The sequence below is a fragment of the Granulicatella sp. 20925_1_45 genome (genome assembly GCF_041433555.1).
In the GTDB taxonomy this organism is placed as follows: Bacteria; Bacillota; Bacilli; order Lactobacillales; family Aerococcaceae; genus Granulicatella.
In genome coordinates this window covers 64423-90585 of the sequence record NZ_JAPWBR010000002.1, presented here as the reverse complement: position 1 = coordinate 90585, position 26163 = coordinate 64423, and the positions used below count along the sequence as shown (strand labels likewise).

The window sequence follows — 26163 nt, the reverse complement described above, 5'->3', positions numbered from 1 at the left end:
TGGATTTCTGCGTTGAGTTAGAGTGGAAGAAAAGGTGGGTGATACCGTATAAGGTATCACTCATTATACCGTATACGGTATAACGAGTGTTCTTTTATTGTTGTTAGTACTCGGGTTTTTGATTGTTTTTCGTGAGTTTGGTATGATAAGTGAGTAAAATTATAGTTGAAGGGAAGACCTTATGAAGAAAAAGCCGATATTAAAAGAACAAATGAATCGACAATATTATTATTTATTTGGCCTATCCGCTATTTTGATGTTACTTGCATTTTGTCTTGAATCACCACAGAGACTACTTGATGGAATGATTACGATATTAATTTCGCCAAGTCAGTTGTTTACGGATTATATGCAAATTGCGTCTGTCGGAAGTACGCTATTGAATGTGGCTATTATGCTTCTGATAAATATTTATAGTTATAAGAAATTAGAAATTCCTGTTAACGGAACCGTTATTGGGAGTTTGGGGATGCTTGCAGGATTCTCATTCTTCGGGAAAAACCTTTTTAACAGTATTCCGTTTATGCTAGGCGTATGGATTTATGCAAAAGTCACAAAGCAGAATTATCGAAATTATGTCATTGTCGGATTGTTTGGGTCGGCATTAGGACCACTTGTTTCTTTCCTTGCTTTTGGAGGAGCTTTGCCAAGTGGTTGGAGCATTCTTGTGGCGTATGCGCTTGGAATCTTTATTGGATTTATCTTGCCACAATTATCAACGCAATATTTAGGGTTCCATCAAGGGTTCAGCTTGTATAACGTTGGGTTTACAGCTGGAATCGTTGGGATGGTCGTCCTAGGATTTCTAAATGCATTTGAAATCGAAGTAGAAACAAAGACGCTTGCGAATACAGAAAGTCCGCTGATTTTATATGGAATCTTAATTGGACTTTGTGTGGTTTTACTTGCGACAAGTTTCTATCTTCATTTTAAAAAGAAAGAAAAATATCACTTTAAATTACTCTTGAAACTATCAGGACGTCTGCCAAGTGACTTCGTAGAGATGACAAACTTGGCTACAGTGACATTCAATATGAGTATTATGGGGCTCATCCTATTAGGTTATGTGATGATTAATGGTGGGCAACTCAATGGTCCGATTGTCGGTAGTATTATCGGAGCGATGAGTTTTGGAGCCTTCGGGAATCAAGTGAAAAATACGGTTCCTGTTCTAGTAGGGATTATGATTGGCTGCTACTTAACAGGAGTTGACGTGGCAAGTACGAGTGCACTTGTGGCTGCGATTTTTGGAACGACATTAGCGCCGGTGAGCGGATATTATGGACCGCTTGCTGGGGTGATTGCAGGGTTTGTACACATTACACTTGTGAGCCACGTGGTTGTAATGCATGGTGGATTAAACCTTTATAACAATGGATTCGCGGGAGGATTCGTTGCAGCAGTTCTCGTACCAATTTTTGAAATTTTTGAAGGAATTCGTCAAGATATAAACGAAAGAAAGGCTGAGGGATAATGGCAACAGAAAAGGATTTTGTGAAACGTATCGTGAAGGAAATGGTGGACTACTATTTATATCACGAATTGTATGATGTAACAGCGCATGTCGTGTATGTACCGCATGAAAAAGCAACGATTACGTGCACAGCGCCGTATACAAAATTACCGGAAGACTTAGATTTATTAGAAGTAGGATTATCTGTAGAAAAACACTTAGAATTAGATTCGATGTACAGTTCGTTGATGGGATCGCATAATCGTGATAAAAACTATTGCATCCTTGGTCAATGTATTGATGATTACGATATTGAAGTAACGGATGAGACGCTTAAGATTATTGTAGAACGACTCTTTTAAGGAGGTAATGGAATGACAACTTTTTATAAAGTAGGAAAAATCGTAAATACACAAGGACTTCGTGGAGAAGTACGTGTGATTTCAACGACAGATTTTGCTGAAGAACGTTATAAAAAAGGGACAGAATTAGCCATTTTTAAAGATGGAGAGTTCCTAACGTTTGTGACGGTGGCTAGTCATCGTCGTCATAAAAACTTTGATTTGTTAACGTTCGAAGGAATGAACCGTATCGAAGATGTTGAAAAATACAAAGAATGTCTCCTTAAGGTAGCCGAGGAGCAGTTGACAGAACTTGAAGATGATGAGTTTTACTACCACGAAATTATCGGACTTGAAATCGTAACGGATGAAGGCGAAGTACTTGGGAAAGTCACTGAAATTCTTTCTCCAGGGTCAAATGATGTCTGGGTTGTAAAACAAAAAGGAAAGAAAGAACTCTTGATTCCATTTATTGAACCAGTCGTTTATAAAGTTGATAAAGAAGAAAAGAAAGCTTATATCCATTTATTGGAAGGGTTGATCGATTAAGATGAAGATTGATGTATTAACATTATTCCCTGAAATGGTACAAGGACCGATGACGCAATCGATTATCGGGAAGGCCATTGAAGCTGGGAAAATTGAATTTGAGACAACGGATTTCCGTCAGTTTTCAAACAATAAACATAATCATGTCGACGATTATCCATTCGGTGGTGGAGCTGGGATGCTGCTAAAAGTAGAGCCAATCGACTTAGCACTTGCTTCGATTCGTGAGCGTTCTCCTGAGACGATGCCACGTGTGATTTTAATGGACCCAGCTGGAAAGACATTTACGCAAAAGGATGCCGAAGAGTTGTCGAAGGAAGAACATTTGGTATTTATTTGTGGCCACTATGAAGGTTATGACGAACGCATTCGTACGCTTGTGACGGATGAATACTCGATTGGAGATTTCGTCTTAACCGGTGGGGAATTAGCCGCAACTGTGATGATTGATGCCACGGTGCGACTCTTGCCAGATGTATTAGGAAATGACGCGTCTGCTGTTGGGGATTCGCATTCGACAGGATTACTGGAACACCCACAATATACACGTCCTAGAGAATATAAAGGAATGGAAGTTCCAGAAGTTCTCTTTAGCGGCAATCATGCAAAAATTGCACAGTGGCAAATGAAAGAGTCGCTTCGTAAGACGTATTTAAGAAGACCGGATTTACTAGAAAAGTATGAACTCTCAAAAGAGGAAGCAAAGTTACTACAAGAAGTAAAAGAGGAAGAGGGATGCTAGATGACGGAACATCTAAATGCAGAAGAAATTAAAGCATTTCAAGCACTGTTGTCTAAGGACGAAGGGCGTAGTGAAATGGTGCAGCTCTTCAAGTTGCTTGGGGATGCAACAAGACTCAATATTATTACGCTATTGACGCAGCGCGAACCATTATGTGTAGAAGACTTAATGAACTGTACCGGGATGGAGCAGTCTGCGATTTCCCATCAGTTGAAAAAACTTCGTGCACATCATATCGTGAAGGCAGAAAAAGTCGGAAAACACGTGTGGTATTCGCTTGAAGATCACCACGTATTAGAACTCTATAACTTAGCAAGCGAACACTGCTGTGAAGAGCATTCTTCGTAGTTTTTCTATGGAGAAAAATCGTCAAAAAAATTGATAATCTTGCTTGCATTTGATAGGCAAGTATGATAGTATATTTCGAGTGAGTGAGACTTCACTCAGAGATAACGATATTCCGCTGATTGGAAAAATGCCAAGTCATGAATGTTTGTTGGAAGGAGAAAAAAACATGAGCAAATTAATCGAAGAATTAACTCAAGAACAATTACGTTCAGATATCCCTTCATTCCGTCCTGGTGACACTGTACGTGTTCACGCTAAGGTTGTTGAAGGAACTCGCGAACGTATCCAAATCTTCGAAGGCGTTGTTATCAAACGTCGTGGTGCTGGCATCAGCGAAACTTACACAGTACGTAAAGTTTCTAACGGTGTTGGTGTGGAACGTACATTCCCATTACACACTCCACGTGTAGCACAAATCGAAGTAGTTCGTTACGGTAAAGTTCGTCGTGCTAAATTATACTACCTACGTAACTTACGTGGTAAAGCAGCACGTATCCAAGAACGTCGTCGTTAATAGAAACACCAAAAGAGATTGGCTTCGGCCAGTCTCTTTTTTTATCTAAAAATAATTTAGAATAATTTTAAGATATCTCTTGACACATGAATGTTCATTCATGTATTATGTGATTAACAAGAAATAGTAAGGAGAGATATCATGGATTTCAAAGAGCTAACACATAACCTAAAACATAAATTTGAACACCTTTTGAATAAAGAAGAAACTCATGAAGGAGAAACATGCCAAGATCATTACTTGCATCATGAAGATCACGACCACGATCACGAGCATGAGCACCATCATGAACATGGACATCGTCAAGGTCACAACCACGATGATAGTAAAGCAGTTATCTTTTATATTGCAGGACTAGTCCTTTACATTATCGGGATGGTTCTTCAATATATGGGGAACGGGATTGCGAATATTCTATTCATTCTAACTGTCATCCTTTCAGGTTACCATGTAACGATGGAAGGTGTTGAAGATACTATTGAAAAAACCAAAAAGAAAGGAAAATTCCAACCGAATGTGCATATTTTAATGACACTTGCGGCAGTTGGCGCAGTGTTAATTGGAAATGCGGAAGAAGGAGCTCTACTGATTTTAATTTTTGCGGGAGCACACTTCCTTGAAGAATATGTTGAAGAGAAAAGCCGTAAGTCGCTAACAGCGTTATTACAAATGAATCCAACGCAAGCACGTCTCATCCAAGAAAATGGAGAAGTGGTTGTCGTTGACGTGGCTAGCTTAAAAGTTGGGGATACATTAGAAGTATTGCATGGCGATCAAGTGCCAATCGATGGAGTCATCACAAAAGGATTAACATCGATTGATGAAGCGACCATTACAGGTGAAAGCATGCCTCGTTCAAAAGGCGAGGGAGATGAAGTGTTCGCGAGTACAGTGAACTTATCAAGCCGTATCGAAATGCGAGTAACTGCAGAAAGTACGGATACGGTCTTTGCGAAAATTATGAAGGTTGTGGAAAATGCTCAAGGTTCAATGAACAAGCAAGCGACCTTTATTCAAAAAATCGAACCAATTTATGTAAATGCCGTTTTAATCCTTTGGCCAATCTTCCTATTATTTGGATATTTCTTAATGGAATGGGATTTAAATACAACACTTTACCGTGGAATGGTTTACCTTATCGGGGTATCTCCATGTGCCTTAGCAGCAAGTGCCGTTCCAGCAACTTTAGCAGCGATGTCTCGTTTATCTAAAATGGGAATTTTAGCAAAAGGTGGAGCAGCCATCTCTCAATTACAAGACCTACGCGTGATTTCATTTGATAAAACAGGTACTTTGACAAAAGGAACTCCAGAGTTGACAGATTACTGGTTTGAAGATGAAACAATGATTCCAGCAGTGGTTGCGATGGAAAAACAATCGACGCATCCACTGGCGCAAGCAGTCGTTCAAAAATTCAGCGACTGGACAGTGCTTGAAGAAGAAATTGAAGTGGAAGTACTTGTCGGACAAGGTGTTCGAAGTGTCGTTCGAAACGAAGAAATTCATATTATTAAACCACTGGACACCGTTGACCGCTCTAATGAAGTTGCGTCTCGTATGAAAGAATGGGCAAGCGAAGGCAAGACAGTTGTAACGGTTGTAAAAAACAATAGAATTGTTGGTTTGATGGCGTTCATGGACCTTCCAAACGAAGCGTCAAAAGCGGTGCTCGATTACTTCAAGAGTCAACAGGTGCATACAACAATGATCACAGGGGATTCAAGAGAAACGGCTGAAATGATTGGGATGAAGCTTGGAGTACAAGAAGTTGTTGCCAATGTATTGCCTGAAGAAAAATTAGAAAAGATTCAGTCTCAAAAAGAACGCTATGGATTAACAGCGATGGTGGGGGATGGCGTGAATGATGCGCCAGCTCTTGCGACAGCAGACGTCGGTATTGCGATGGGAAATGGGACAGATATTGCGATTGAAACAAGTGATATCGTCATCATGAAAAACGACTTACAAAAACTCGTTTCGGCGCATAAGATTAGTAAGAAATTACATCGTGTGATTTTAGAAAATATGATTTTTGCGATGTCAATCGTTGTGATGCTCCTAGTCCTTAACTTCTTTGGATTAACAAACATCGGCTGGGGAGTTATGTTACATGAAGGAAGTACGATTTTAGTACTCTTAAACGGACTACGCTTACTCGCACCCATAGAAGAATAAATGAAAAAGCAGAACTCGGACGCAGAGAAATAAGATTGTCCAAGTTCTGCTTTTTTGCAGTTGTAATCACGCTTGATCAAAACAAACGCGGTATGAATCGCCGGTTGGAATAAGTTCTAGCGGAACATTTGTCCGGTAAATACTATATTCAGGGAATTGCTCTAAAAACATTACGAAGTTATTAGGGTAAATACTTAACATCTTCGTAAATACATTATCTTGATCAATGATGACCGTTTTAATCTCGCTAACATCCTTTACCCAAGGTGTCTCCACGTGGAAATAACTTCCCGGCGCAATATGGTACTCATATTTTAAAATCGTGATTGATTGGTCTAACATTAAAATCCCTCCATTCATTACATTTAAAGTATAGTGGAAATGTATGCGTTTTACAAATATATGTTCACGAATGAGCAAAAACTCCTGAAAAAGTCGCCGAAAAGCAAATTTTATTTATGAAAGGCGTCAATTTTTCATAAAAGAAAAGCCTTTAAATCAGAAAATTAGTAAATTTAGCCCACAGAAGGACCGATTTGTGATATAATAAATTTGATGAGTGTGTAGTGTAGGATTTTGGCCAGGCGTGAAAAGAGGCGAAAGCAATGGCGAAACGTGTCACGAAAGATGTCAAGAGTACTGTGGAAACAGAACTTCGAAAAGGGACGAGCAAATCGAGAATTGCGCATTTGTTAGGGGTCTCCTATGATGAAGGGGTTCGAATTATTCTGCAAGTAAAAGAATCGATTCGTCCGGAAGTCGGCAATCGCATTCGATTTACTTTTAGAGAACAAGAAATGATTGGGATTATCTATAAATTATTGGCGAATAGTGCCATCGTTGTGATTGATTGGAATGAATCCAATACATGCATGAAAGATATTTGTGAATCGCGAACGGTTGTTAATTTCAAAGATATTGTAGAATTTCTACCACTAGAGGAAGAATAAAGGTTAGGTTCATGGCGAATTGTCATGAGCCTTTTTTTATTTGTGTGCTTTCTAATTGCCCGCCTTTAAAGTATAATGGAAAGGTATAAGACAGGGGAGACGTGTATGAGCGAGGAAAAGAAACAACTAGAAGTACTTTCAGAAGAAGAATTCGAAACGTTTGTGGAGAATGCCATCGATGCCTTTGAAGAAAAAGTACAGAAGAATGAGTATATCGATGAGATTGAAGAGTTTTTCCAATTGCTTGAGAAGGCGAATCGGTGGGATGACCTGACGTATTATATCGAAGAAGATCAATTAAAGCTGCCGAGTGAATCTAGCTACTGGATGTGGAAAATAAAAGTAGCGATTCAAAATGAGCAATTTAAACAAGTAGAGGCTTGGCTGGTTCACGAAAATGTGATTGCTGCACTTGGAATGGATAAGGTTCTAGAGTGTACATTGCTATGCGAAAAGGAAAAGAATCGCTTTACGCAAGCAGAAGTCGAGAAGCTACAACAATTAAGTGAACGCTTGAAAAAAGACGAGCCATTAACCGAAGAGCAGAATGACTATATGGCAACAACCTTGATGTTGATGCAAACACCATTGAAATGGACCGTTATCGAAGCGTTTTTGATGAGCCCTTTGACACAACTGTTTTGGAAAGGGTTCTTAATAGAATGTTGGTTAACGGATGGGAAGACTTCAAAGATTCGATACTATGATGCGTTTAGCGAAAAGGTGGTCGAAGTCGATCAATCAGAAGTGGTTTCGGTCTATGATCATCCAGTATTTGTGGAAATTGAACGACTGATTGATACGCAAAACGCTTTGGAAGAAGAGATGAAAGAACTGTTATTGCAAAAGGCGCAATCAGATTTTCTTCGCGTTAGTCCATTTATAGACCGTTATTTCAGTGATGGTGCGGAATGGATAGAGGAACAGCTACAACGAGAGAATTTATTATTAAGCTTGTACGAGAATGATGAGACATTTATTCGTACATTGAAGGCATAGTTTCGGTGTAATAAGAGAAAACACAGTATAATAAAGGTACATTAAAGGGGGAGTTCACATGGAAAGTGGAATTGTAAAATGGTTTAACAACGAAAAAGGGTATGGATTTATCAAAAATACAAAAACGGATGAAGATATTTTTGTGCATTTCACAGGGATTGCACAAGAAGGATTCAAGTCGTTGAAAGAAGGCCAACAGGTGACTTTTGAAATTACAAGAGGAGCGCACGGCGTTCAGGCGACGCATGTGGTCATTGTCGGAAATGATTAAAGTCTATACAGACGCGGCCGTGAATGGAAATCCCGGAGACGTAGGATTGGGAGTCCTCGTGCTAAAAGATGGCGAACAATTGCCGTTTAAGATTTCTGTGGAAGAAAAAATGGATAATCATTTAGCGGAATTCACAGCTATCAATTGGGCGTTAGGTTGGTTGTTAGAGGAAGGGCTTCAGGAAGAATTAATCTTCATGCATACTGATTCCAAGGTGACTGCTGATGCCATTTCGAAAAGATATACGAAAAAAGAAGCAAATCGAATCGTTTTAAAGGAAATCCAGAATAAACTGAAAGACTTCTCGCAATTATTTGTAAAGTGGATTCCTGAAAGTGAAAATAGAGGTGCGGATCAATTAGCAAGACAAGCCCTCCAACAAACGATTGGAAAGTAGTAAAGGAGAAATGAAATGAACGAAAGAACACTCTATTTTAGTAGTTTATGTCCAGATACAGCACCGTTTAAAGCGGCAATGGAAAGACTGGGCGTAACCGCTCGTGAAGTGGATATTACAGCGAGCATGAGAAACTTAAAAGAATTCTTGAGAGTACGAGATACTGAAGAAGTATTTACTCCACGTAAAGAACAGGGAATGGTGGGAGTTCCGTGTCTTGTCGATGGTGGAGAGTATATTTTTGAAGTGAGCGACCTCGAAGAAAGGTTTGCCAAGTAGTGGAAGACTTAAAGAATAACGTCATTCCACTGTACTTTTTTGGAATAAATGGGCTGCTATTTGTATTGATGGGCTTTGATAAGCTTTGTGCCGTCATGAGAAAGTGGCGCGTTCCGGAAAAAATATTGCTTGGGATTGGTTTGTTTGGTGGAGGTTTTGGTGGGCTACTTGGGTTAGTGATTTTTAACCATAAAAAGCGGAAACACTATTTTATGTGGACATTCCTATTGAATATCGCAATCTGGGGAATCCTTTATTATAGTATATGGCTTAGAAAGTAGGGCTCATGGAAAAACAAGAACGTTTTTATTTTGATGTTTGGATTGCACTTCTTAGTACGTTAGCGGGAATGGTCAATGTTGTCACACTATTACTATTTTTCACGCCAACAACGCACTTTACTGGGAATATTACGCAATTTGTTTTGTCCTTCAATGAAGAAGAATGGGGGACAATGCTCCATTTACTAGGAATGATTCTCTGTTTTTCTGGCGGCGGAGTCTTGTCGGGATTTCTGTTTTCGAAGAAAAAATTTGAACCGACAAAACGGTATGGAGTATTATTAATGATGTTCGGAAGTATGATGCTTCTATTATTTCTGTTTGGATTACGCGACGAGAAATGGTTATATTTCTTCTCGTTTGTTGTCGGAACACAAAATGGAATGTTCATTTACTACCATGGAATTATCGTACGAACATCTCACTTTACCGGTTATTTAACGGATATTGGCGTGGTTCTTGGGCGATTGATACGCGGTCAGATTAAGGATCGTTGGAAAGTGCTCTTTTATTTTACGAGCATGCTGTTCTTTGGAATTGGTGTCACGGTTTCATACCAGCTATTTCAATCCTTTGGGGCAGCAACAATCATCGCTGTAGGAATTGGATATATTCTCGTTGGATTGTATTATTTTAGTTTCCGTAAAGCATTTTTACATAAATAGGAGGAAAACAATGAAAGCTTTAGTTGTAGTGGATATGCAAAATGATTTTGTCGATGGAGTGCTTGGCTCAAAAGAAGCCGTAGCCATTATCGACCATGCCGTTGAGGTGATTGAAAATTTCGATGGAAAGGTATTTTATACACTAGATACTCATAGTGAAGACTATCTTCAAACAGAGGAAGGACGTCACTTGCCAGTCGTGCACTGCGTGAGAGGGTCTAAAGGATGGGAGTTAAATCCACAAATCCAAAAAGCCTTAGAGAGTCGTCATGCAAAAGGCGTTGAAAAACCAACATTTGGATCAGAAAAATTAATGGAACTCATTCAAAAAGAAGTGCGAGATTTAGAAAGCATTACACTCATTGGAATCTGTACAGATATTTGTGTGATTAGTAATGCACTTCTTGCTAAAGCGCATTTTGTCAATGTACCAGTGAATGTCGTTGCAAGTGCCTGCGCAGGAGTAACGCCAGCGTCACACGATAACGCGTTAAGCGCCATGAAGATGTGTCATATTAACGTCGTTGAGTAGGAGGTAGCGATGAGAGAACAAAATCCAAAAGACAGAATTAGAGAAATGTCCGTATTGAATCTTATCATGGTGATTGGGATTGCTATCGGATTTGGAATTGGGATGATTATTGACAATGTCATTGGCGGGATTGCACTCGGGATGTTAGGAGCGTTTATTTGCCGCTTATTATACATTCGTAAAAAATATAAAGAAATCAATCCTAAAGATAAGAAAGAGTAGGCACATTTGTTGCGCTACTCTTTTTTCGTTGTCATAATGAAGGAAAATGAATGGAGGGAATATCATGGAACAATTTGAAAAAGAAGTAAGCCAATTTGTGGAAACATCAGCAGAAAAAGTAGAAGCGTTAATCGCAGAAGGAAAGGAAGTCGTTCTTTTCGTAGGACGTCCAACTTGCCCATACTGCCGTCGCTTTGCTCCAAAAATCAACGAAGTGCGTGAAGCATTAGGGAAAGAAATGTACTTCATCAATTCAGAAGATAGAGCTAGCGAATCTTTAGCAGCTTTCCGTGCGAAATACAATATGCCAACAGTACCTGGTTTATTAGTCGCTCGTGATGGCGAAGTACGTGTGGTTTGTGACTCATCACAAAGTGTGGAACAAATCAAAGCCTTTATTGGATAATAAATGTAAAGTGAGACTCTCCGTGAAAGTGATTCGCGGAGAGTTTTTGCATGCAAAAAAATAGTTCATTACCATATATGGTAATGATTTATTTTGGGTCTGTGCTCAAATTCGATATTGTGATAGAATGAAATAGAAATAAAAAGGAGGGGTTCGATGAACGAAATTAAATGTCCATATTGCCAAACGGTCTTTACGATTGATGAGAACTCGTATGCAGATATTGTGAGTCAAGTACGCAATAAGGAATTTGCAGAGGATGTTCATAAGCAGTTGGAATTTGCGAAGAAACAATTTGAGACGGAAAAGGCACTCGCAAAAGAGCAAGAAAAGCGTCTATATGATGAGGAACGTGCGAACTTTGAACAGAAGATTCTTTCGCTTGAATTAGCATTGAAGAATGCGGATGTTAAAGAAGAAAAGAATGTGCAAGAAGCACTCCATCAAAAAGAGAAAGAATTTAGTGCACTCCAAGCAGAATTGGACCAATTAAAACAACAACTCCAATTCAAAGAAGTAGAATTGTCACAAAAATTCCAAGAAGATTTACACGCGAAAGAACGTACGATTCTTGAATTGAAACAAGAAAAAGAGTTACAACAAAAAGAACAAGAAGTGCAACAAACGGCCCTAAAAGAAAAATACGAATTAGAATTACGTTCAAAGAAAGACCAATTCGAATTAGAGTTAAAGGCAAAAGACGAAGCGATTGCGTTCTATAAAGATTTCAAGGCGAAACAATCAACGAAGATGGTGGGAGAAAGCCTTGAACAACATTGCGAAATCGAATTTAATCGTCTTCGCATGACCGCATTCCCGCGCGCAGAATTTGGCAAGGACAATGATGCCAAAACGGGAAGCAAGGGTGACTATATCTACCGTGAATATGATGAGAATGGCATTGAAATTCTATCCATCATGTTTGAAATGAAAAACGAAAATGACGAGACAGCAACGAAGAAGAAAAACGAACACTTCTTTAAAGAGTTGGATAAAGACCGTCATGAAAAACAATGCGAATACGCAATTCTCGTGAGCTTACTTGAAGCGGATAATGAACTCTATAATACAGGGATTGTAGATGTGTCCTACCAATATCCGAAAATGTATGTGGTGCGTCCACAGTTCTTTATTCCAATCATTACTTTGCTTCGTAATGCCGCATTAAATTCGTTGCAATATAAACAAGAGTTAGCCTTGATGCGTGACCAACATATTGATATTACGCATTTTGAAGAAGACCTTGAGACCTTCAAAAAAGGATTTGCGCGTAATTATGAACTTGCAAGTAAGAAATTCCAATCGGCCATTGATGAAATCGACAAGACGATTAAGAGTCTGGAGAAGACAAAAGCCGCATTGCTTTCTTCTGAAAATAATTTACGCCTAGCCAATAATAAAGCGGAAGACCTAACCGTGAAGAAACTCGTGAAGAACAATCCGACGATGAAACAACGCTTTGAAGAGCTAAACTCGGACGAATCCTAAATACAAAGCTCTATTCCGTAGTAATACGGAGTAGAGTTTTTTTTAATGATGAAATAACGATAACTGTTCTCATTTAGAATAAAGAAACGTGAAAATGGCCACCGATAATGAACAGTTGGAAATGATTGAAAAAACGAGAAAAAATTAACATTTTCACCAAATGATATCGTTTGCTTTTTTAGGGTGTAATGTGTACCATATAGAGGTATAGATAATAATAATTCTTATCTAGCACAAATAAACAAACAGGTTTATAGGAGGAAAATACATGAAAGTTGTAGTAGTTGGATGTACTCATGCGGGTACTGCTGCAGTTAAAACAATTTTAAATGACAATCCAGGAACAGAAGTCGTTGTATACGAAAGAAATGATAATGTTTCATTCTTATCTTGTGGGATTGCCTTATACGTAGGAGGAGTTGTTAAAGACCCTCAAGGACTATTCTATTCTAGTCCAGAAGAATTAGCTTCATTAGGAGCTACTGTTCGTATGGAACACGATGTAACAAGCATCGATACTGTTGGTAAAACATTAACAGTAAAAGACTTAAAGACAGGCGAAGAAAAGACTGATTCATTTGACAAATTAGTACTTACAACTGGATCATGGCCAATTCTTCCTCCAATTCCAGGACGTGAATTAGAAAACGTTCAATTATGTAAAAACTACAACCAAGCAAAAGAAATCTTTGCTAAGAAAAACGACAAGAAGAAAATCGTTGTTGTCGGTGGTGGATACATCGGTATCGAATTAGTTGAAGCTTTTGCATTAGAAGGTAAAGAAGTAACATTAGTAGACGGTTTAGACCGTATCTTAAACAAATACTTAGACCCAGAATTCACTGATATCTTAGAAGAAGACTTACGTGCACGTGGCGTACAAGTTCGCTTAAACGAAATGGTTAAATCATTCGAAGGCGAAAACGGCGTTGTAAACAAAGTTGTAACTTCAGGTGGCGAATACGAAGCTGACATGGTTATCTTATGTGTTGGTTTCCGTCCAAACAACGACTTAGTGAAAGACCAATTAGAAACTATGCCTAACGGTGCTATCATCGTTAATGACTACATGGAAACATCTGTTAAAGATGTATATGCTGCAGGAGACAGCTGTGCTGTTAACTACAACCCTAACGAAGGACATGCATACATTCCATTAGCAACTAACGCTGTACGTATGGGTTCATTAGTAGGTAAAAACATCAACGGTCACAAAGTGAAATACCGTGGAACTCAATCAACATCTGGATTACACTTATTCGGATGGAACATTGGTTCAACTGGGGTTAACGTAGGTAGCGCACCTCACTTTGGATTAGATGTACGTTCTGTATACGTGGTAGATAACCACCGTCCAGAATTCATGCCAACATACGAAAAAATCTACATGAAATTAGTTTACGAAGTAGGTACAAACCGTATCGTAGGTGGACAAGTAATGTCTAAATACGACTGTACAGCTTCTGCAAACACATTGTCATTAGCAATCCAAAACAAAATGACAATCGAAGACTTAGCTTATGTAGACTTCTTCTTCCAACCAGTATTCGACCGTCCATGGAACTATTTAAACATCTTAGGACAAGCTGCTGTTGAACAAGAACGCGTATTAGCAGAAGGTAAATAATAACTTTTAGAAAAGAGGATGCTTGCATCCTCTTTTTTTGATGTCAGGATTCCAAAATTCACTTATAAGTGAATTTTGGGATTTTTTTGTGGAGAGAAGGAGAACGATTAATTTTTTTAGAAAGCGTAAAAATCACTTCTTTCAACAAGAAAAAAGGAGGCAATTATGATACAATAAATAAGATATAATAAGAGTATTGTGTCTAGGTTTTAAAGGAAAGGAGAGGAAGGTCGTGCAACGACTAAAAAAGTTTGGAATAAAGCTATGGCAGATTTTTCAAGAAGATTTAATGCATGTTAATATTGGTGTTGAATCAGCAGCGATGGCTTACTATATGTTATTGTCTGTTATTCCAATGGTTATGCTAGTTGCCAATATTCTTCCATTATTACCTATTCCTATCGATGTAATGTTTAAAACATTAGAAACAATTTTACCGGACAACATCACTGAAGTCCTATTTCCAATTCTTCGAAATTACTTAGGGACCTTCAATGGGGGCGCACTTTCTATTGGTTTAGTGATTTTATTCTGGCCGGCTTCTCAAATGTTTAGTAGTATTCAACGCTCACTAAACGTGTTATACGGGGCACCGGTGAGAAGAAATTTTATTTTTGAACGATTCTTTGCCGTTGTAATTGCGATGGCAGCTATTTTAATCGTATTTGCGGTGTCGATTGTCTTCATCTTTGGAGAACAAGTGTTAAGATTAGTGGGTGAGTTCTTCTCCCTCAACTTAGCATCGATTATTTTAGATCTTTCTTTTTTAAAATGGGGAATCTTATTTGGAACCGTCTTTTTATTGATGAGTTTTATGTACTATTCAATTCCTAATGTGAAGTGGTCATTCCTGTATGCTTTTCCGGGGGGCTTATTTACCACTATTGGTTTTGTATTAATTTCGCAATTATTCTCGATTTATATTCATTACGCAGGTCGCAATTTTACGGCTAATGGTGCGTTTGGAACATTGATTATATTTATGATTTGGCTGTATTTTATTGCCAATGTAATGATTTTAGGGGGCGTGTTAAATGTGATTGTTTACCGCTTTAGACACCCGAAAAAAGACACTGAAGGAGTAACGGATGAAAAAGAAAAACTTAATGTATGACGATAAAGATTCACGAATCGACTATGGCGTCATCCTTCCTGTATTATTATTAGCATTTATTAGTATCGCAACTTTATTCTCGACAACGTATTTAATCGCTGGAAATAGCTCTCTTCGAATGGTACTCATGCAAGTTGTATGGTACATGGTAGGGGTTGTGGCGATTGTCGTCATTATGCAATTCGATTCGGAGCAGTTATGGAAACTGACAACTTGGGGCTATATCTTTGGACTCCTCATGCTACTCGCCGTTCTGTTTTTCTATGACCGCGCGACATTTGCGGATACAGGTGCGAAGAGTTGGTTCAGATTTGGAACTTTTTCATTCCAGCCTTCTGAGGTCGTGAAAATCTTCTATATTTTGATTTTGGCAAAAGTAGCCACTTCTCATAATATGAAGACGAAATATAAGACGAATCAAACAGACTGGCAACTATTCGTCAAATTGATTTTATGGGCAGCACCAGCGTTAGTGCTCGTTATCTTGCAAAATGACTTAGGGACAACACTTGTATTCTTAATGATTCTAGGTGGAGTTCTGATTATGTCAGGGATTAGCTGGAAAATCCTACTCCCAATTATTATTGTTGTTGGATTAATCGGAGCACTCCTTATTTACTTAGTAGTGTACAACCGTCAAATCTTATTAAATATTGGATTTAAAAATTACCAATTTGCGCGTATCGATTCATGGTTAGATCCATATGGAGACCAAGGCGGAAATGGATACCAATTATTCCAAAGCTTGAAGGCTATTGGTTCAGGGAGAATGCTTGGGAAAGGGTTCGGCGTATCTGATGTATATGTACCAGTTCGTGAGTCCGACTTAATCTTTGCGACAATCGGAGAGAACTTCGGATTCTTAGGCGGAACATTCCTAATCGCTATTTACTTTATTTTGATTTATCAAATGATTCGTGTCTGCTTCGATACGAAAAATGAGTTTTATACGTATATCGCAACCGGCGTTATCATGATGATTTTATTCCACGTGGTTGAAAATATCGGGATGACAATCGGACTCTTACCATTAACGGGGATTCCATTACCGTTCATATCTCAAGGGGGATCAAGCTTACTTGGAAATATGATGGGGATTGGCCTCATTATGTCGATGCGTTATCACTTCAAGAGTACAATTTTTGAAGATGAAGATGCTGCATTTGGAGCGAATCAACAAGATGCGACAATGCTACGTTTACGTCAGGAGGATGGAAAATGATTGTATATGTTCACCCAAAATGTACGACTTGTAAAAAGGCGTTAAAATGGTTCGAGTTAAATGATGTAACCTTTGAACAAAAAGACATTCGTGAAACTCCACCAACAGCCAAAGAACTATTGAAAATTAAAAAGGCTCAAAATTTAGAGTGGAAGAAAATGGCAAATACGAGTGGTGAATTGTATCGCTCACTTGGCCTAAAAGATAAACTTCCTGAAATGAGCGATAAAGAAGCTTCAGAGTTGCTCGCTAGGAATGGCATGCTTATCAAACGTCCACTTGTGTTGGATAATGGCGAAGCTACATTCGGTTTTAAAGAAGAAGTTTACGAAGAGAAATGGAAGAGATAAGATGAAAAAATATAGTGAAAATGGATTATGGATTAAACAAGACGGTTCAGAATATGTGATTGGTCTTTCACCAAAGGGTCAAGATGATCTTGGAGACGTGAGCTTTGTTGAATTACTAAAAAGTGAATCCGTTTCTCCAGAAGATTCGATTATTAGTGTCGAAGCTGCAAAAGCAGTGACTGAATTACTAGCTCCACTAAGCGGAACTGTCGTGGCTTTCCATGATGAACTTGAAGAGAATCCAGAATTCTTAAATGAATTAGCAGAAGCGAAGAACTGGATTGTTCGTTTAAATGGAGTAGACGAAGCGGAATTTAACGCTTTATTAGACGAAGACCTTCCATGTGACCAATGTGAAGTGAAATAAAGCTACATTTAAAAGAAATATTTATATAGAGATTAAACGTATTTACGGAAACGCCATAATCATTTGTATGGTTATGGCGTTTCTCTATTTCTAATATTCTATATATCAAAGGTTAGAGAGTCTTCAAAAAAGGATACGTTAATAATAGATGTGTGCATAGGAGTAATAAGATGGATATAATAATTTTATTTTTTATAGCAGTACTAATTTATCTACTACCGATGAATGATGATTATTTAGGTGTAAAATCTACGTTAGGATTAAAAGGATTTCTAGCATTAGGAATCATCTTCCATCATTTGTCACAATGGGTCACAACTGGAAGTGAATTTTCAAATTTTGCATATATGGGAACTTATATTGTTTCGATATTTTTCTTTTTATCAGGATATGGGCTCTATTATCAGAATGAACATAAGCCTAATTATATGAATGGATTTCTATATAAACGATTGTCCAGAATTTTAGTGCCATTTCTTTTTATTTCTTTGATATATCTAGTATATAGAGTAGCGAATGGTCAAACCATTAATATTGAGTACTTTATAAATCTATTTTTAAAAGGAAGTACAATAATTATTAATGGATGGTTCGTCAATATCATTATATTAATGTATTTATTCTTTTATGTATCGTTTAAATTGTTTAAAAAATCTGAGGTAGCTATATTTATAAATTTACTACTTATATTATGTTATATTTTTGTAGCGATACAGTTGAATTATGGTTTTTGGTGGTATAACAGTTCTTTACCTTTCGCAGTAGGGTTATTATGGGCGAAATATAAAAATAAAATTGATTCATTTGTAAATAATCATTATTTTGCTCTATTAATTCTCTTTACCATACTGTTATTTATCTCTCATCGTTATGATTTCATAATCTCTAAACTAAATATCGTGGATAGTTACAGCTATGCTTTGATTGCTAATATAGATAATGTTATTTTTACATTCTATTTTCTGCTTTTCATTAAGAAATTTAACTTTGACAATAAATACTTAAATTTTATAGGGAAAATCTCCTTTGAATTATATATGATTCATGGGCTGTTTATGGCTATCTTTGGTAAGTACTTTGTCAGCTCTACAATCAATGATATGGTATACACAGCACTAGTGCTGATATTTAGTATTTCTTTTGCATGGTTCATTAACAAGTTGTTGAAAAAAATTTCATTATAGAATAAAAAACAACGAGTTTTTCTAAATTTGAGAAACTCGTTGTTTTTATTATGCATTTTGTTTGAATCGAATGACACGCTCCACAAAGTTATCAAATAAACCTTGCATCACATTGCTATCTTCAATTAATAATTCAGGATGCCATTGAACAGCAACTACACTTTGGTCCTTAGATTTAGATTCGAACGCTTCGATCAGTCCATCCGTACTCCAAGCAACTGGAACAAAGTCAGAGGCCAATTGTTTAACCGCTTGGTGGTGGTAAGAGTTCACTGGGGTCGTTGTTCCAAGAACGCGAGAAAGCTCGCTGCCACTTGCGATTTGAATCGTATGTGTTGGTTGGCTTGGCATTGTTTTTTGTGTATGTTTCACAGAAATATTTTCGTATTGTGATTCGATATCTTGGTAGAGTGTTCCACCAAGAGCGACGTTTAGAATTTGTAAGCCACGACACACTGCAAAGATTGGTTTGCGTTGTCTATAAGCTTCTTTAATGAGCTCAATTTCAAACGCATCACGAGCAGGATAAGTACGTGCCAGGTTTAAGTGCGGTTCTTCACCGTACAACAATGGAGAAACGTCTTGTCCACCCGCTAATAGAAGTCCATCAACCCGTGAGATGAATTCTTTTGCTAATTCTGGGTTACTGATGGGAATGATGACAGGAATCGCTTTTGCTTTTTCAAGACCACGGACAAAACCATGTGGCGCATACGATAAAATGTAGCGATCTTCTTCCGTGTTATCTTGGCGATGATTTCCTGCAATACCAATAAGTGGATAAGTTTGCATGTGCATCAGCCTTTCTTTTAAAAATATGTTCCATCATACCTCATTTTCATGAAAATGAAAAGCATTATTACACGATTTCAAAGCGCGGCTATTTGCGAATCGTTCTCAATTAGGATAAAATAATACAGAATAGAATGATTATAAAGGAGAATGAATCGTGGCAACTTTAGAGATTAAAAATCTACATGTATCGATCGAAGACAAAGAAATTTTGAAGGGCGTTAATTTAACGATTAACACTGGAGAAATTCACGCAGTTATGGGACCAAACGGAACTGGGAAATCAACACTTTCTGCAGCCATTATGGGCCATCCAAGCTATGAAGTAACAGAAGGAGAAATCCTATTAGACGGCGAAAACGTCTTAGAAATGGAAGTAGACGAACGTGCTCGTGCAGGTCTATTTTTAGCGATGCAATATCCAAGTGAAATCGTTGGGGTGACAAACGCAGAATTTATGCGTTCAGCAATCAACGCTCGCCGTGAGGAAGGCGACAAAATGGGAGTTCGTGAATTCATCAAGAAGTTAGATGAAAAAATGTCTCTATTAGACATGCCAGAAGAAATGGCAGAACGTTACTTAAACGAAGGCTTCTCAGGCGGGGAGAAAAAACGTAACGAGATTCTTCAATTATTAATGATTGAACCAACATTCGCGATTCTGGACGAAATCGACTCAGGGTTAGATATCGACGCATTGAAAGTTGTTTCTCGTGGAGTAAACGCAATGCGTGGAGACAACTTTGGTTCATTAATTATTACACACTACCAACGTCTCTTAAACTACATTGAACCAGATGTGGTGCATATTATGATGGACGGACGTGTCGTGATGACAGGAGATGCTTCTCTTGCTCGTCGCTTAGAAGCTGAAGGATACAAAGGAATCAGTGAAGAATTAGGAATCAAGATTGAACATCAAGAGTAGGAGTGAGATTGTGGCAGAGACAAAATTAACCATAACACCAGAAGAAATCACCGCATTCTCTCTTACAAAGAATGAACCAGAGTGGTTTCTACAAACACGTTTAAAAGGGTTAGAACTTGCTAAAACGCTAGAGTTACCTTTTATCGAACGTGTGAAATTCCACCGTTGGAACTTATTCCAATCAGCAATCGGTGATGGAACTTCAATGATTGAAGAACTTCCAAAAGTGATTCCAACAGCAGCCGGAAGTGCAAAAATTGTACAACTAGGCGCGGTATCATACTGGGAAGAAATGAATGTTGAAACAGCATTGAAAGACGTTCTCGTGATGGATTTATTCGATGCCCTGGAGCAATATCCAGAGCTCGTAAAACCTTACTATATGACAAAAGCAGTACCAGTCGATGAAGATAGCTTAACGGCTTACCACGCTGCTATGGTCAACTCAGGAGTATTTATTTATATTCCAAAAAATGTAGACGTAAAAGATATTATTGAATCTCATTTCGTTCAAAATAACTTAGTGAACGAAGCGTTCGTGAAGCACGTGTTAATCGTGGCAGACGAAAACAGCTCTGTTTCTTATGTGGAACGTTTTGAAAGTGTGGGCGACAAAAAGAATACAGCCAACATTGTAGTAGAAGTCATCGCAAAACAAGGAGCGAAAGTTCAATTTGCGGCCGTTGATACGTTAGGTCAATCAACAGATGCGTATGTGAACCGTCGTGGATATCTTGAAAAAGATGCAACGATTAACTGGGCGCTTGGCATTATGAATGACGGAAATGTGATTGCGGACTTCGACTCTGAATTACGCGGAGATGGATCTCATTCGCAAGTGAATGTGATAGGTATTTCTACAGGACGCCAAGTTCAAGGAATCGATACTCGTGTGACAAACTATGCGCCGCATTCAGTCGGACATATCTTGCAACATGGTGTTATTTTAGATAAATCAACCTTAACCTTTAACGGAATTGGACATATTATTAAAGGGGCGAAATTCGCAGATGCGCAACAAGAAAGCCGTGTACTGATGCTTTCAGAAGGCGGACGTGGAGACGCAAACCCAATTCTTTTAATCGATGAAAATGAAGTAACGGCAGGGCACGCAGCGAGTGTGGGACAAGTGGATGATGAACAATTATTCTACTTAACGAGCCGTGGAATCTCAGAAGCCGAGGCAAAACGCCTTGTGATTCGTGGATTCTTAGGAGCCGTTATTCGTTCAATCCCTTCAAGTGAGCTTCAAAAAGAACTTGTCGATATGATTGAACAAAAGTTGGTTGCTAGCTATGATTAGTAAAACGATTCGAGAAGACTTTCCAATATTAAAGCGTGAAGTTAACGATGAAGTGCTTGTTTATTTAGACAATGCAGCTACAACGCAAAAGCCACGTCAGGTTGTAGAAGCTGTTGAGAAATTCTACGCAACTCATAATGCCAATATTCATCGTGGGGTGCATACACTAGCTCAGGAAGCCACTGACTTATACGAAGCATCTCGAGCTAAAGTAGCGAAATTTATCAACGCTAGTAGCACAAAAGAAGCGCTCTTTACGCGTGGAACGACAACTAGCTTAAACTGGGTTGCGCAAGGATTTGCGCCGAATCGCCTCCAAGAAGGAGACGAAATTTGGATTAGCCCTGCTGAGCATCATTCGAATGTGGTGCCTTGGCAACAAGTGGCCAAACAAACAGGAGCCGTCTTACGTTATTTTTCGTTAACGAAAGAGGGCGAATTAGACCTTGAAGCAGCCGAATCATCTTTAACCGAAAAGGCAAAAATCGTTTCAATAAACCATGCTTCAAACGTGCTAGGAACAGTAACAGATGTGAAGCGTGTAGCTGAAATGGTTCACGCAGTAGGAGGCATCCTTGTTGTGGATGGTGCTCAAGCAGCGCCACACCAAAGAGTGAATGTCCAAGAGTTAGACTGTGACTTCTATGCCTTTAGTGGACATAAGATGCTTGCTCCAACAGGCATTGGCGTCTTATATGGAAAAGAAGCACTTCTTCAAGAGATGAACCCTGTAGAATTCGGCGGTGAAATGATTGATTTTGTGTACGACCAAGAGAGTACATGGAATGTATTGCCGTGGAAATTCGAAGCAGGCACTCCAAATATCGCAGGGGCCATTGGACTGGCTGCTGCCATTGATTATTTAGAAGAAATTGGGATGGAGAATATCCATCAGCACGAACAAGAAATTGTCGACTATCTCTTACCGAAAATGCAAGAGATGCAAGGTGTGACGGTATATGGGCCAAGTGACCCAGAAAAACATTCTGGAGTCATTAGTTTTACAATCGATGGCATCCATCCACACGACGTCGCAACGGCGCTTGATATGGAAGGCTTTGCGGTTCGCGCAGGACATCATTGCGCGCAACCTTTGATGCGATGGCTCGATGTACCGGCAACATGCCGTGCAAGTTTTTATATTTATAACACGCTTCAAGAAGCAGAACAGTTTTTAGAAGCATTAGAAAAAGTAAAGGAGTTTTTCCAATATGGCCTTATCTAAATTAGATCAGCTTTATCGTCAGGTGATTCTGGATCATTCGTCTCATCCACACCATAAAGGATTAGTAGATGATGCGAGCATTCCAACGATTGAATTTAATAATCCAACGTGTGGAGATGTGTTGCAATTGCAACTGATTGTAAATGACAAAGGCGTGATTGAAGATGTTCACTTTGACGGACATGGCTGTACGATTAGTATGGCGAGTGCCAGCATGATGAGTGATGCCATTATTGGAAAGACAGTTGACGAAGCAGTCGCTCTAGCAGAAGATTTCTCAAGTCTAGTGCAGGGTGAAACTGTGGATGAAGAACCTTTAGGGGATGCGGCGTTACTTGCCGGTGTTCAAAAATTCCCAGCACGTATTAAATGTGCCACTCTTGCGTGGAAAGCATTAGAACGTGCCGTAGAAAATGAAAAAGCATAAGAAAGTGGTGACAAAATGAGTGGAGTTCCTGAATTAGCCGATTACAAATATGGCTTTCATGAGGATGTAACACCTGTTTATGAAACAGGAATGGGATTAAGCGAAGAAGTCGTTCGTACGATTTCACAAGTGAAAAACGAGCCACAATGGATGCTTGATTTCCGATTAAAATCATTGAAGACATTCGAAAATATGCCAATGCAAACATGGGGTGCGGACCTATCAGACATTGATTTTGATGCGATTACGTACTTCAAACGTGCCAGCGATAAGCCAGCACGTTCTTGGGATGATGTTCCTGAGAAGATTAAAGATACTTTCGAGAAAATCGGAATTCCAGAAGCAGAGCGTGCGTATTTAGCTGGAGCTTCTGCGCAATTCGAGTCTGAAGTGGTTTACCATAATATGAAAGAAGAGTTCGATAAACTTGGAATCATCTTTACAGATACAGACTCAGCGTTAAAAGAGTATCCTGAATTATTCAAAAAGTATTTTGCAAAACTAGTACCACCAACAGACAACAAATTAGCTGCGTTAAACTCAGCTGTATGGTCTGGTGGAACGTTCATCTATGTGCCAAAAGGTGTGAAATGTGATGTGCCGCTTCAAACGTACTTCCGTATCAACGACCAAAACATGGGACAATTCGAACGTACGCTTATCATCGTAGACGAAGGAGCGAGCGTGCACTACGTTGAAGGATGTACAGCACCAACGTATTCTTCAAACAGCTTGCATGCAGCCATCGTAGAAATCTTCGTTGAAGAGGGTGGCTACTGCCGTTATACAACGATTCAAAACTGGTCGGATAACGTGTATAACTTAGTAACGAAACGTGCCAAAGCTGCTGCTCATGCAACTGTTGAGTGGATCGATGGAAACCTTGGAGCGAAGACAACGATGAAATATCCATCCGTCTTCCTAGAAGGACCATACGCGAAGGGTACAATGTTATCAATTGCATTTGCAGGAGAAGGCCAACACCAAGACACAGGTGCGAAGATGATTCATAATGCGCCACATACTTCAAGTTCAATCGTTTCAAAATCGATTGCGAAAGATGGTGGAGCGGTAAACTACCGTGGTCAAGTAACCTTTGGGAAGAAATCAGATTATTCTATTTCGCATATCGAATGTGACACGATTATTATGGATGACAAGTCGAAATCAGACACGATTCCATTTAACGAAATTCATAATGATAAAGTTGCACTTGAGCATGAAGCGAAAGTGTCAAAAATATCAGAAGAGCAATTGTTCTACTTGATGAGTCGCGGAATTAGCGAGTCAGAAGCAACAGAGATGATCGTTATGGGATTCGTTGAACCATTTACAAAAGAACTTCCAATGGAATATGCTGTTGAACTAAATCGTTTAATCGCGTACGAGATGGAAGGGTCAGTTGGATAGAAAATAATAGAAGCCAAGAAACATAAATCTATGTTTCTTGGCTTTTTTTCTAAAAGAAAATTATAGGTAAACAACACAAAATATATTATGTTTTTGGAATTTTATAGTTTCTTAATATTATTTGCTCAGATTTTTGGATATTTTCATATAAAATAATCCTTGATATATCAATGTTTTTGAACAAAAATGCACTTTAGGTGAAAATTTTACATTTTACGAGATATTACACTTGTATTATATTCAGAACGTGTTATAATATGTTCATCAAGAGATATAAAGAAAGGAGAATGGGTATGAGAAAACAACTATGGTCGAACGAAAATAAGACTGAACGGATTAACTTTACGATTGAGCCTTCTTTGAAAGAAGCATTTTTGAAGATTATCTCAACAGACGTATCAACTTATTTCCGGTCGGTCATCGAAAATGAAGTCGAAAGTCATCAGAAAAAAGTTGAAAACTGGCCCGATGCAATTAAAACATTGTTGCATGGACAGTTTAAGGCGTTCTCCGAACAAGTCTTCGGAACGTTTAATTACCGAGGACGGAACTATCCATATAAAATTTTGGATGTTATGTCAGTCGAAGAAGGACAACCACTTGAAGTTATTGACTACGAGGATGGGTTGGTATATGTAAAAGTGATTGAGGAAATCAATCCAGAAAAATTAGTATATGTAACTATTTAGAAAGAAGGAAATTTAAAATGCCAGTAACAATCTTAATTATCGCCGTAGTATTACTCTTATTAATCATTGCGTTCAAATCAATTCGTATCGTTCAACAAGGACACAAAGCTGCTGTTCAATCATTTGGACGTTATGTTGGAGAATTAGGACCAGGATTACACTTTGTAACACCAATTATTCGTAACATTGCTTACATTGTAGATATGCGTCAACGTTCATTAGACTTAGATCCTCAAGAAATCATCACAAAAGACAACGTTAATTTAACAATTGACGCTTCAGCTAAATACCACGTTGATAATCTTGAAGAATACTTATATGGAAACACAAACCCAGAAGGATTATTACTTTTAGATATCCAAAACGAATTACGTGACATTATCGGTACTATGACAATGGCTGAAATTCTTGGTGGTACAAACAAAATCAACACAGATTTAAACCAACGTGTATTCGGTAAAACAGACTCTTACGGGGTTACAATTGACCGTGTAAACATCGGTGAAGTAATTCCTCCACAAAGCATCGTTGAAGCGATGAACAAACAAATCACTGCTGACCGTGAACGTGATGCTGCGTTAATCGCTGCTGACGCTCGTCAAAAAACAGTTGAAATGGATACTAGAACTCAAAACAACAAATTATTAGCAGATGCTCGTGCACATGCTGAAAAAATCGCAATTGATACTCAAGCAACTGTTGCTCAATTAACAGCTATCAACAATGCGTTAAACGAATCTAACTTAAATGCTGCTGCGTTAGAATACTTAGCAATCGACGCTAAAAAAGCTCTTGCTGAAGGTCCAAACAATACAGTTGTATTAATGGATGGACAAAGCAACGCAAAAATTGCTGAAAACATTGCTTCATTAGCATCAGGTCGTAAAGTTTGGGACGAAGCAGGTAAATAATC

33 protein-coding genes are annotated in these 26163 nt (G+C 38.5%); 31 read left to right on the top strand and 2 right to left on the bottom strand.

What is annotated here, in order from left to right:
* The first annotated feature begins 211 nt into the window (after positions 1–211).
* The 7 genes from O3798_RS01380 (at position 212) to O3798_RS01350 (ending at position 6122) form a co-directional block, all read left to right on the top strand.
* Positions 212–1474 carry a DUF1576 domain-containing protein gene (locus O3798_RS01380; RefSeq protein WP_371462679.1) on the top strand — a complete coding sequence of 421 codons (1263 nt, stop codon included), beginning with the start codon at positions 212–214 and terminating at the stop codon, positions 1472–1474.
* On the top strand, positions 1474–1815 hold the full coding sequence (locus O3798_RS01375; protein ID WP_371462677.1) for a hypothetical protein: 342 nt from the start codon (positions 1474–1476) through the stop codon (positions 1813–1815). The genes O3798_RS01380 and O3798_RS01375 overlap by 1 nt, the downstream gene beginning before the upstream one ends.
* 12 nt (positions 1816–1827) lie before the next feature.
* Positions 1828–2343 (top strand): ribosome maturation factor RimM, encoded by a 516-nt coding sequence (gene rimM / locus O3798_RS01370; protein WP_005606733.1) that lies wholly within the window; start codon positions 1828–1830, stop codon positions 2341–2343.
* Between the two features lies 1 nt (position 2344).
* Positions 2345–3085, top strand: a complete 741-nt coding sequence (gene trmD, locus O3798_RS01365) for a tRNA (guanosine(37)-N1)-methyltransferase TrmD (protein ID WP_371462675.1) — start codon at positions 2345–2347, stop codon at positions 3083–3085.
* Positions 3086–3433, top strand: coding sequence for a helix-turn-helix transcriptional regulator (locus tag O3798_RS01360; protein ID WP_285252058.1), 348 nt, complete (start codon positions 3086–3088; stop codon positions 3431–3433).
* Between the two features lie 166 nt (positions 3434–3599).
* A complete protein-coding gene (gene rplS, locus O3798_RS01355) occupies positions 3600–3947 on the top strand; it encodes a 50S ribosomal protein L19 (protein ID WP_048784034.1) in 348 nt (115 codons plus the stop codon).
* Between the two features lie 141 nt (positions 3948–4088).
* Entirely contained in the window at positions 4089–6122 is a 2034-nt protein-coding gene (locus O3798_RS01350; protein ID WP_371462672.1) for a heavy metal translocating P-type ATPase, read from the top strand.
* Positions 6123–6188: 66 nt separating this feature from the next.
* On the opposite strand, the gene O3798_RS01345 is transcribed toward O3798_RS01350, so the two are convergent.
* On the bottom strand, positions 6189–6464 hold the full coding sequence (locus tag O3798_RS01345) for a hypothetical protein (RefSeq protein WP_048710985.1): 276 nt from the start codon (positions 6462–6464) through the stop codon (positions 6189–6191).
* A 263-nt stretch (positions 6465–6727) separates the two neighbouring features.
* Between O3798_RS01345 and O3798_RS01340 the strand changes: the two genes are divergently transcribed.
* The 17 genes from O3798_RS01340 to O3798_RS01260 all read left to right on the top strand — a co-directional run bounded on the left by O3798_RS01340 (position 6728) and on the right by O3798_RS01260 (position 18476).
* Positions 6728–7072, top strand: a complete 345-nt coding sequence (locus O3798_RS01340; RefSeq protein WP_371462671.1) for a DUF2187 domain-containing protein — start codon at positions 6728–6730, stop codon at positions 7070–7072.
* Between the two features lie 105 nt (positions 7073–7177).
* Positions 7178–8071: a hypothetical protein gene (locus O3798_RS01335; RefSeq protein WP_371462669.1), complete on the top strand. Its 894-nt coding sequence runs from the start codon at positions 7178–7180 to the stop codon at positions 8069–8071.
* Between the two features lie 58 nt (positions 8072–8129).
* On the top strand, positions 8130–8342 hold the full coding sequence (locus tag O3798_RS01330; protein WP_371462667.1) for a cold-shock protein: 213 nt from the start codon (positions 8130–8132) through the stop codon (positions 8340–8342).
* A complete protein-coding gene (locus tag O3798_RS01325) occupies positions 8317–8739 on the top strand; it encodes a ribonuclease HI family protein (RefSeq protein ID WP_371462665.1) in 423 nt (140 codons plus the stop codon). Before O3798_RS01330 ends, O3798_RS01325 begins: the two co-directional genes overlap by 26 nt.
* 15 nt (positions 8740–8754) lie before the next feature.
* Positions 8755–9018 carry a glutaredoxin gene (locus O3798_RS01320; RefSeq protein ID WP_371462663.1) on the top strand — a complete coding sequence of 88 codons (264 nt, stop codon included), beginning with the start codon at positions 8755–8757 and terminating at the stop codon, positions 9016–9018.
* A complete protein-coding gene (locus tag O3798_RS01315) occupies positions 9018–9299 on the top strand; it encodes a DUF1294 domain-containing protein (protein WP_371462662.1) in 282 nt (93 codons plus the stop codon). The genes O3798_RS01320 and O3798_RS01315 overlap by 1 nt, the downstream gene beginning before the upstream one ends.
* A 5-nt stretch (positions 9300–9304) precedes the next feature.
* Complete coding sequence (locus O3798_RS01310) at positions 9305–9964, top strand: YoaK family protein (RefSeq protein ID WP_371462660.1); 660 nt, start codon at positions 9305–9307, stop codon at positions 9962–9964.
* Between the two features lie 10 nt (positions 9965–9974).
* The gene (locus O3798_RS01305) at positions 9975–10496 is read left to right on the top strand and encodes an isochorismatase family cysteine hydrolase (RefSeq protein WP_175814909.1); all 522 of its coding nucleotides are present in this window, start codon (positions 9975–9977) and stop codon (positions 10494–10496) included.
* A gap of 9 nt (positions 10497–10505) precedes the next feature.
* Entirely contained in the window at positions 10506–10718 is a 213-nt protein-coding gene (locus O3798_RS01300; protein ID WP_048710992.1) for a hypothetical protein, read from the top strand.
* 64 nt (positions 10719–10782) lie between these two features.
* The gene (locus O3798_RS01295; protein ID WP_208451452.1) at positions 10783–11124 is read left to right on the top strand and encodes a thioredoxin domain-containing protein; all 342 of its coding nucleotides are present in this window, start codon (positions 10783–10785) and stop codon (positions 11122–11124) included.
* Between the two features lie 156 nt (positions 11125–11280).
* The gene (locus O3798_RS01290; protein ID WP_371462658.1) at positions 11281–12612 is read left to right on the top strand and encodes a DUF2130 domain-containing protein; all 1332 of its coding nucleotides are present in this window, start codon (positions 11281–11283) and stop codon (positions 12610–12612) included.
* A 268-nt stretch (positions 12613–12880) separates the two neighbouring features.
* Positions 12881–14239, top strand: coding sequence for an FAD-dependent oxidoreductase (locus O3798_RS01285; RefSeq protein ID WP_048709539.1), 1359 nt, complete (start codon positions 12881–12883; stop codon positions 14237–14239).
* A 232-nt stretch (positions 14240–14471) separates the two neighbouring features.
* On the top strand, positions 14472–15353 hold the full coding sequence (locus tag O3798_RS01280) for a YihY/virulence factor BrkB family protein (protein WP_371462656.1): 882 nt from the start codon (positions 14472–14474) through the stop codon (positions 15351–15353).
* Complete coding sequence (locus O3798_RS01275; protein ID WP_371462654.1) at positions 15328–16575, top strand: FtsW/RodA/SpoVE family cell cycle protein; 1248 nt, start codon at positions 15328–15330, stop codon at positions 16573–16575. Before O3798_RS01280 ends, O3798_RS01275 begins: the two co-directional genes overlap by 26 nt.
* Positions 16572–16925, top strand: coding sequence for an arsenate reductase family protein (locus O3798_RS01270; protein WP_048709548.1), 354 nt, complete (start codon positions 16572–16574; stop codon positions 16923–16925). The genes O3798_RS01275 and O3798_RS01270 overlap by 4 nt, the downstream gene beginning before the upstream one ends.
* Before the next feature lies 1 nt (position 16926).
* Positions 16927–17292 carry a glycine cleavage system protein H gene (locus tag O3798_RS01265; protein ID WP_048709550.1) on the top strand — a complete coding sequence of 122 codons (366 nt, stop codon included), beginning with the start codon at positions 16927–16929 and terminating at the stop codon, positions 17290–17292.
* Between the two features lie 170 nt (positions 17293–17462).
* Positions 17463–18476 carry an acyltransferase gene (locus tag O3798_RS01260; RefSeq protein ID WP_048709552.1) on the top strand — a complete coding sequence of 338 codons (1014 nt, stop codon included), beginning with the start codon at positions 17463–17465 and terminating at the stop codon, positions 18474–18476.
* 48 nt (positions 18477–18524) lie between these two features.
* On the opposite strand, the gene O3798_RS01255 is transcribed toward O3798_RS01260, so the two are convergent.
* The gene (locus O3798_RS01255) at positions 18525–19268 is read right to left on the bottom strand and encodes a gamma-glutamyl-gamma-aminobutyrate hydrolase family protein (RefSeq protein WP_048709574.1); all 744 of its coding nucleotides are present in this window, start codon (positions 19266–19268) and stop codon (positions 18525–18527) included.
* Positions 19269–19425: 157 nt separating this feature from the next.
* Here O3798_RS01255 and sufC point away from each other — a divergent pair, with 157 nt between their 5' ends.
* The 7 genes from sufC (at position 19426) to O3798_RS01220 (ending at position 26161) form a co-directional block, all read left to right on the top strand.
* Positions 19426–20196, top strand: coding sequence for a Fe-S cluster assembly ATPase SufC (gene sufC, locus O3798_RS01250; protein ID WP_371462650.1), 771 nt, complete (start codon positions 19426–19428; stop codon positions 20194–20196).
* Between the two features lie 10 nt (positions 20197–20206).
* Positions 20207–21499: a Fe-S cluster assembly protein SufD gene (gene sufD, locus O3798_RS01245; protein ID WP_048709558.1), complete on the top strand. Its 1293-nt coding sequence runs from the start codon at positions 20207–20209 to the stop codon at positions 21497–21499.
* Positions 21492–22724: a cysteine desulfurase gene (locus O3798_RS01240; RefSeq protein WP_048709561.1), complete on the top strand. Its 1233-nt coding sequence runs from the start codon at positions 21492–21494 to the stop codon at positions 22722–22724. Before sufD ends, O3798_RS01240 begins: the two co-directional genes overlap by 8 nt.
* Complete coding sequence (gene sufU, locus O3798_RS01235; RefSeq protein WP_048709563.1) at positions 22711–23151, top strand: Fe-S cluster assembly sulfur transfer protein SufU; 441 nt, start codon at positions 22711–22713, stop codon at positions 23149–23151. Before O3798_RS01240 ends, sufU begins: the two co-directional genes overlap by 14 nt.
* Before the next feature lie 15 nt (positions 23152–23166).
* On the top strand, positions 23167–24561 hold the full coding sequence (sufB, locus tag O3798_RS01230) for a Fe-S cluster assembly protein SufB (RefSeq protein ID WP_371462647.1): 1395 nt from the start codon (positions 23167–23169) through the stop codon (positions 24559–24561).
* A 293-nt stretch (positions 24562–24854) separates the two neighbouring features.
* Positions 24855–25250, top strand: coding sequence for a hypothetical protein (locus O3798_RS01225; RefSeq protein ID WP_048712538.1), 396 nt, complete (start codon positions 24855–24857; stop codon positions 25248–25250).
* A gap of 17 nt (positions 25251–25267) precedes the next feature.
* Positions 25268–26161: an SPFH domain-containing protein gene (locus O3798_RS01220; RefSeq protein ID WP_048712535.1), complete on the top strand. Its 894-nt coding sequence runs from the start codon at positions 25268–25270 to the stop codon at positions 26159–26161.
* Positions 26162–26163: the final 2 nt, after the last annotated feature.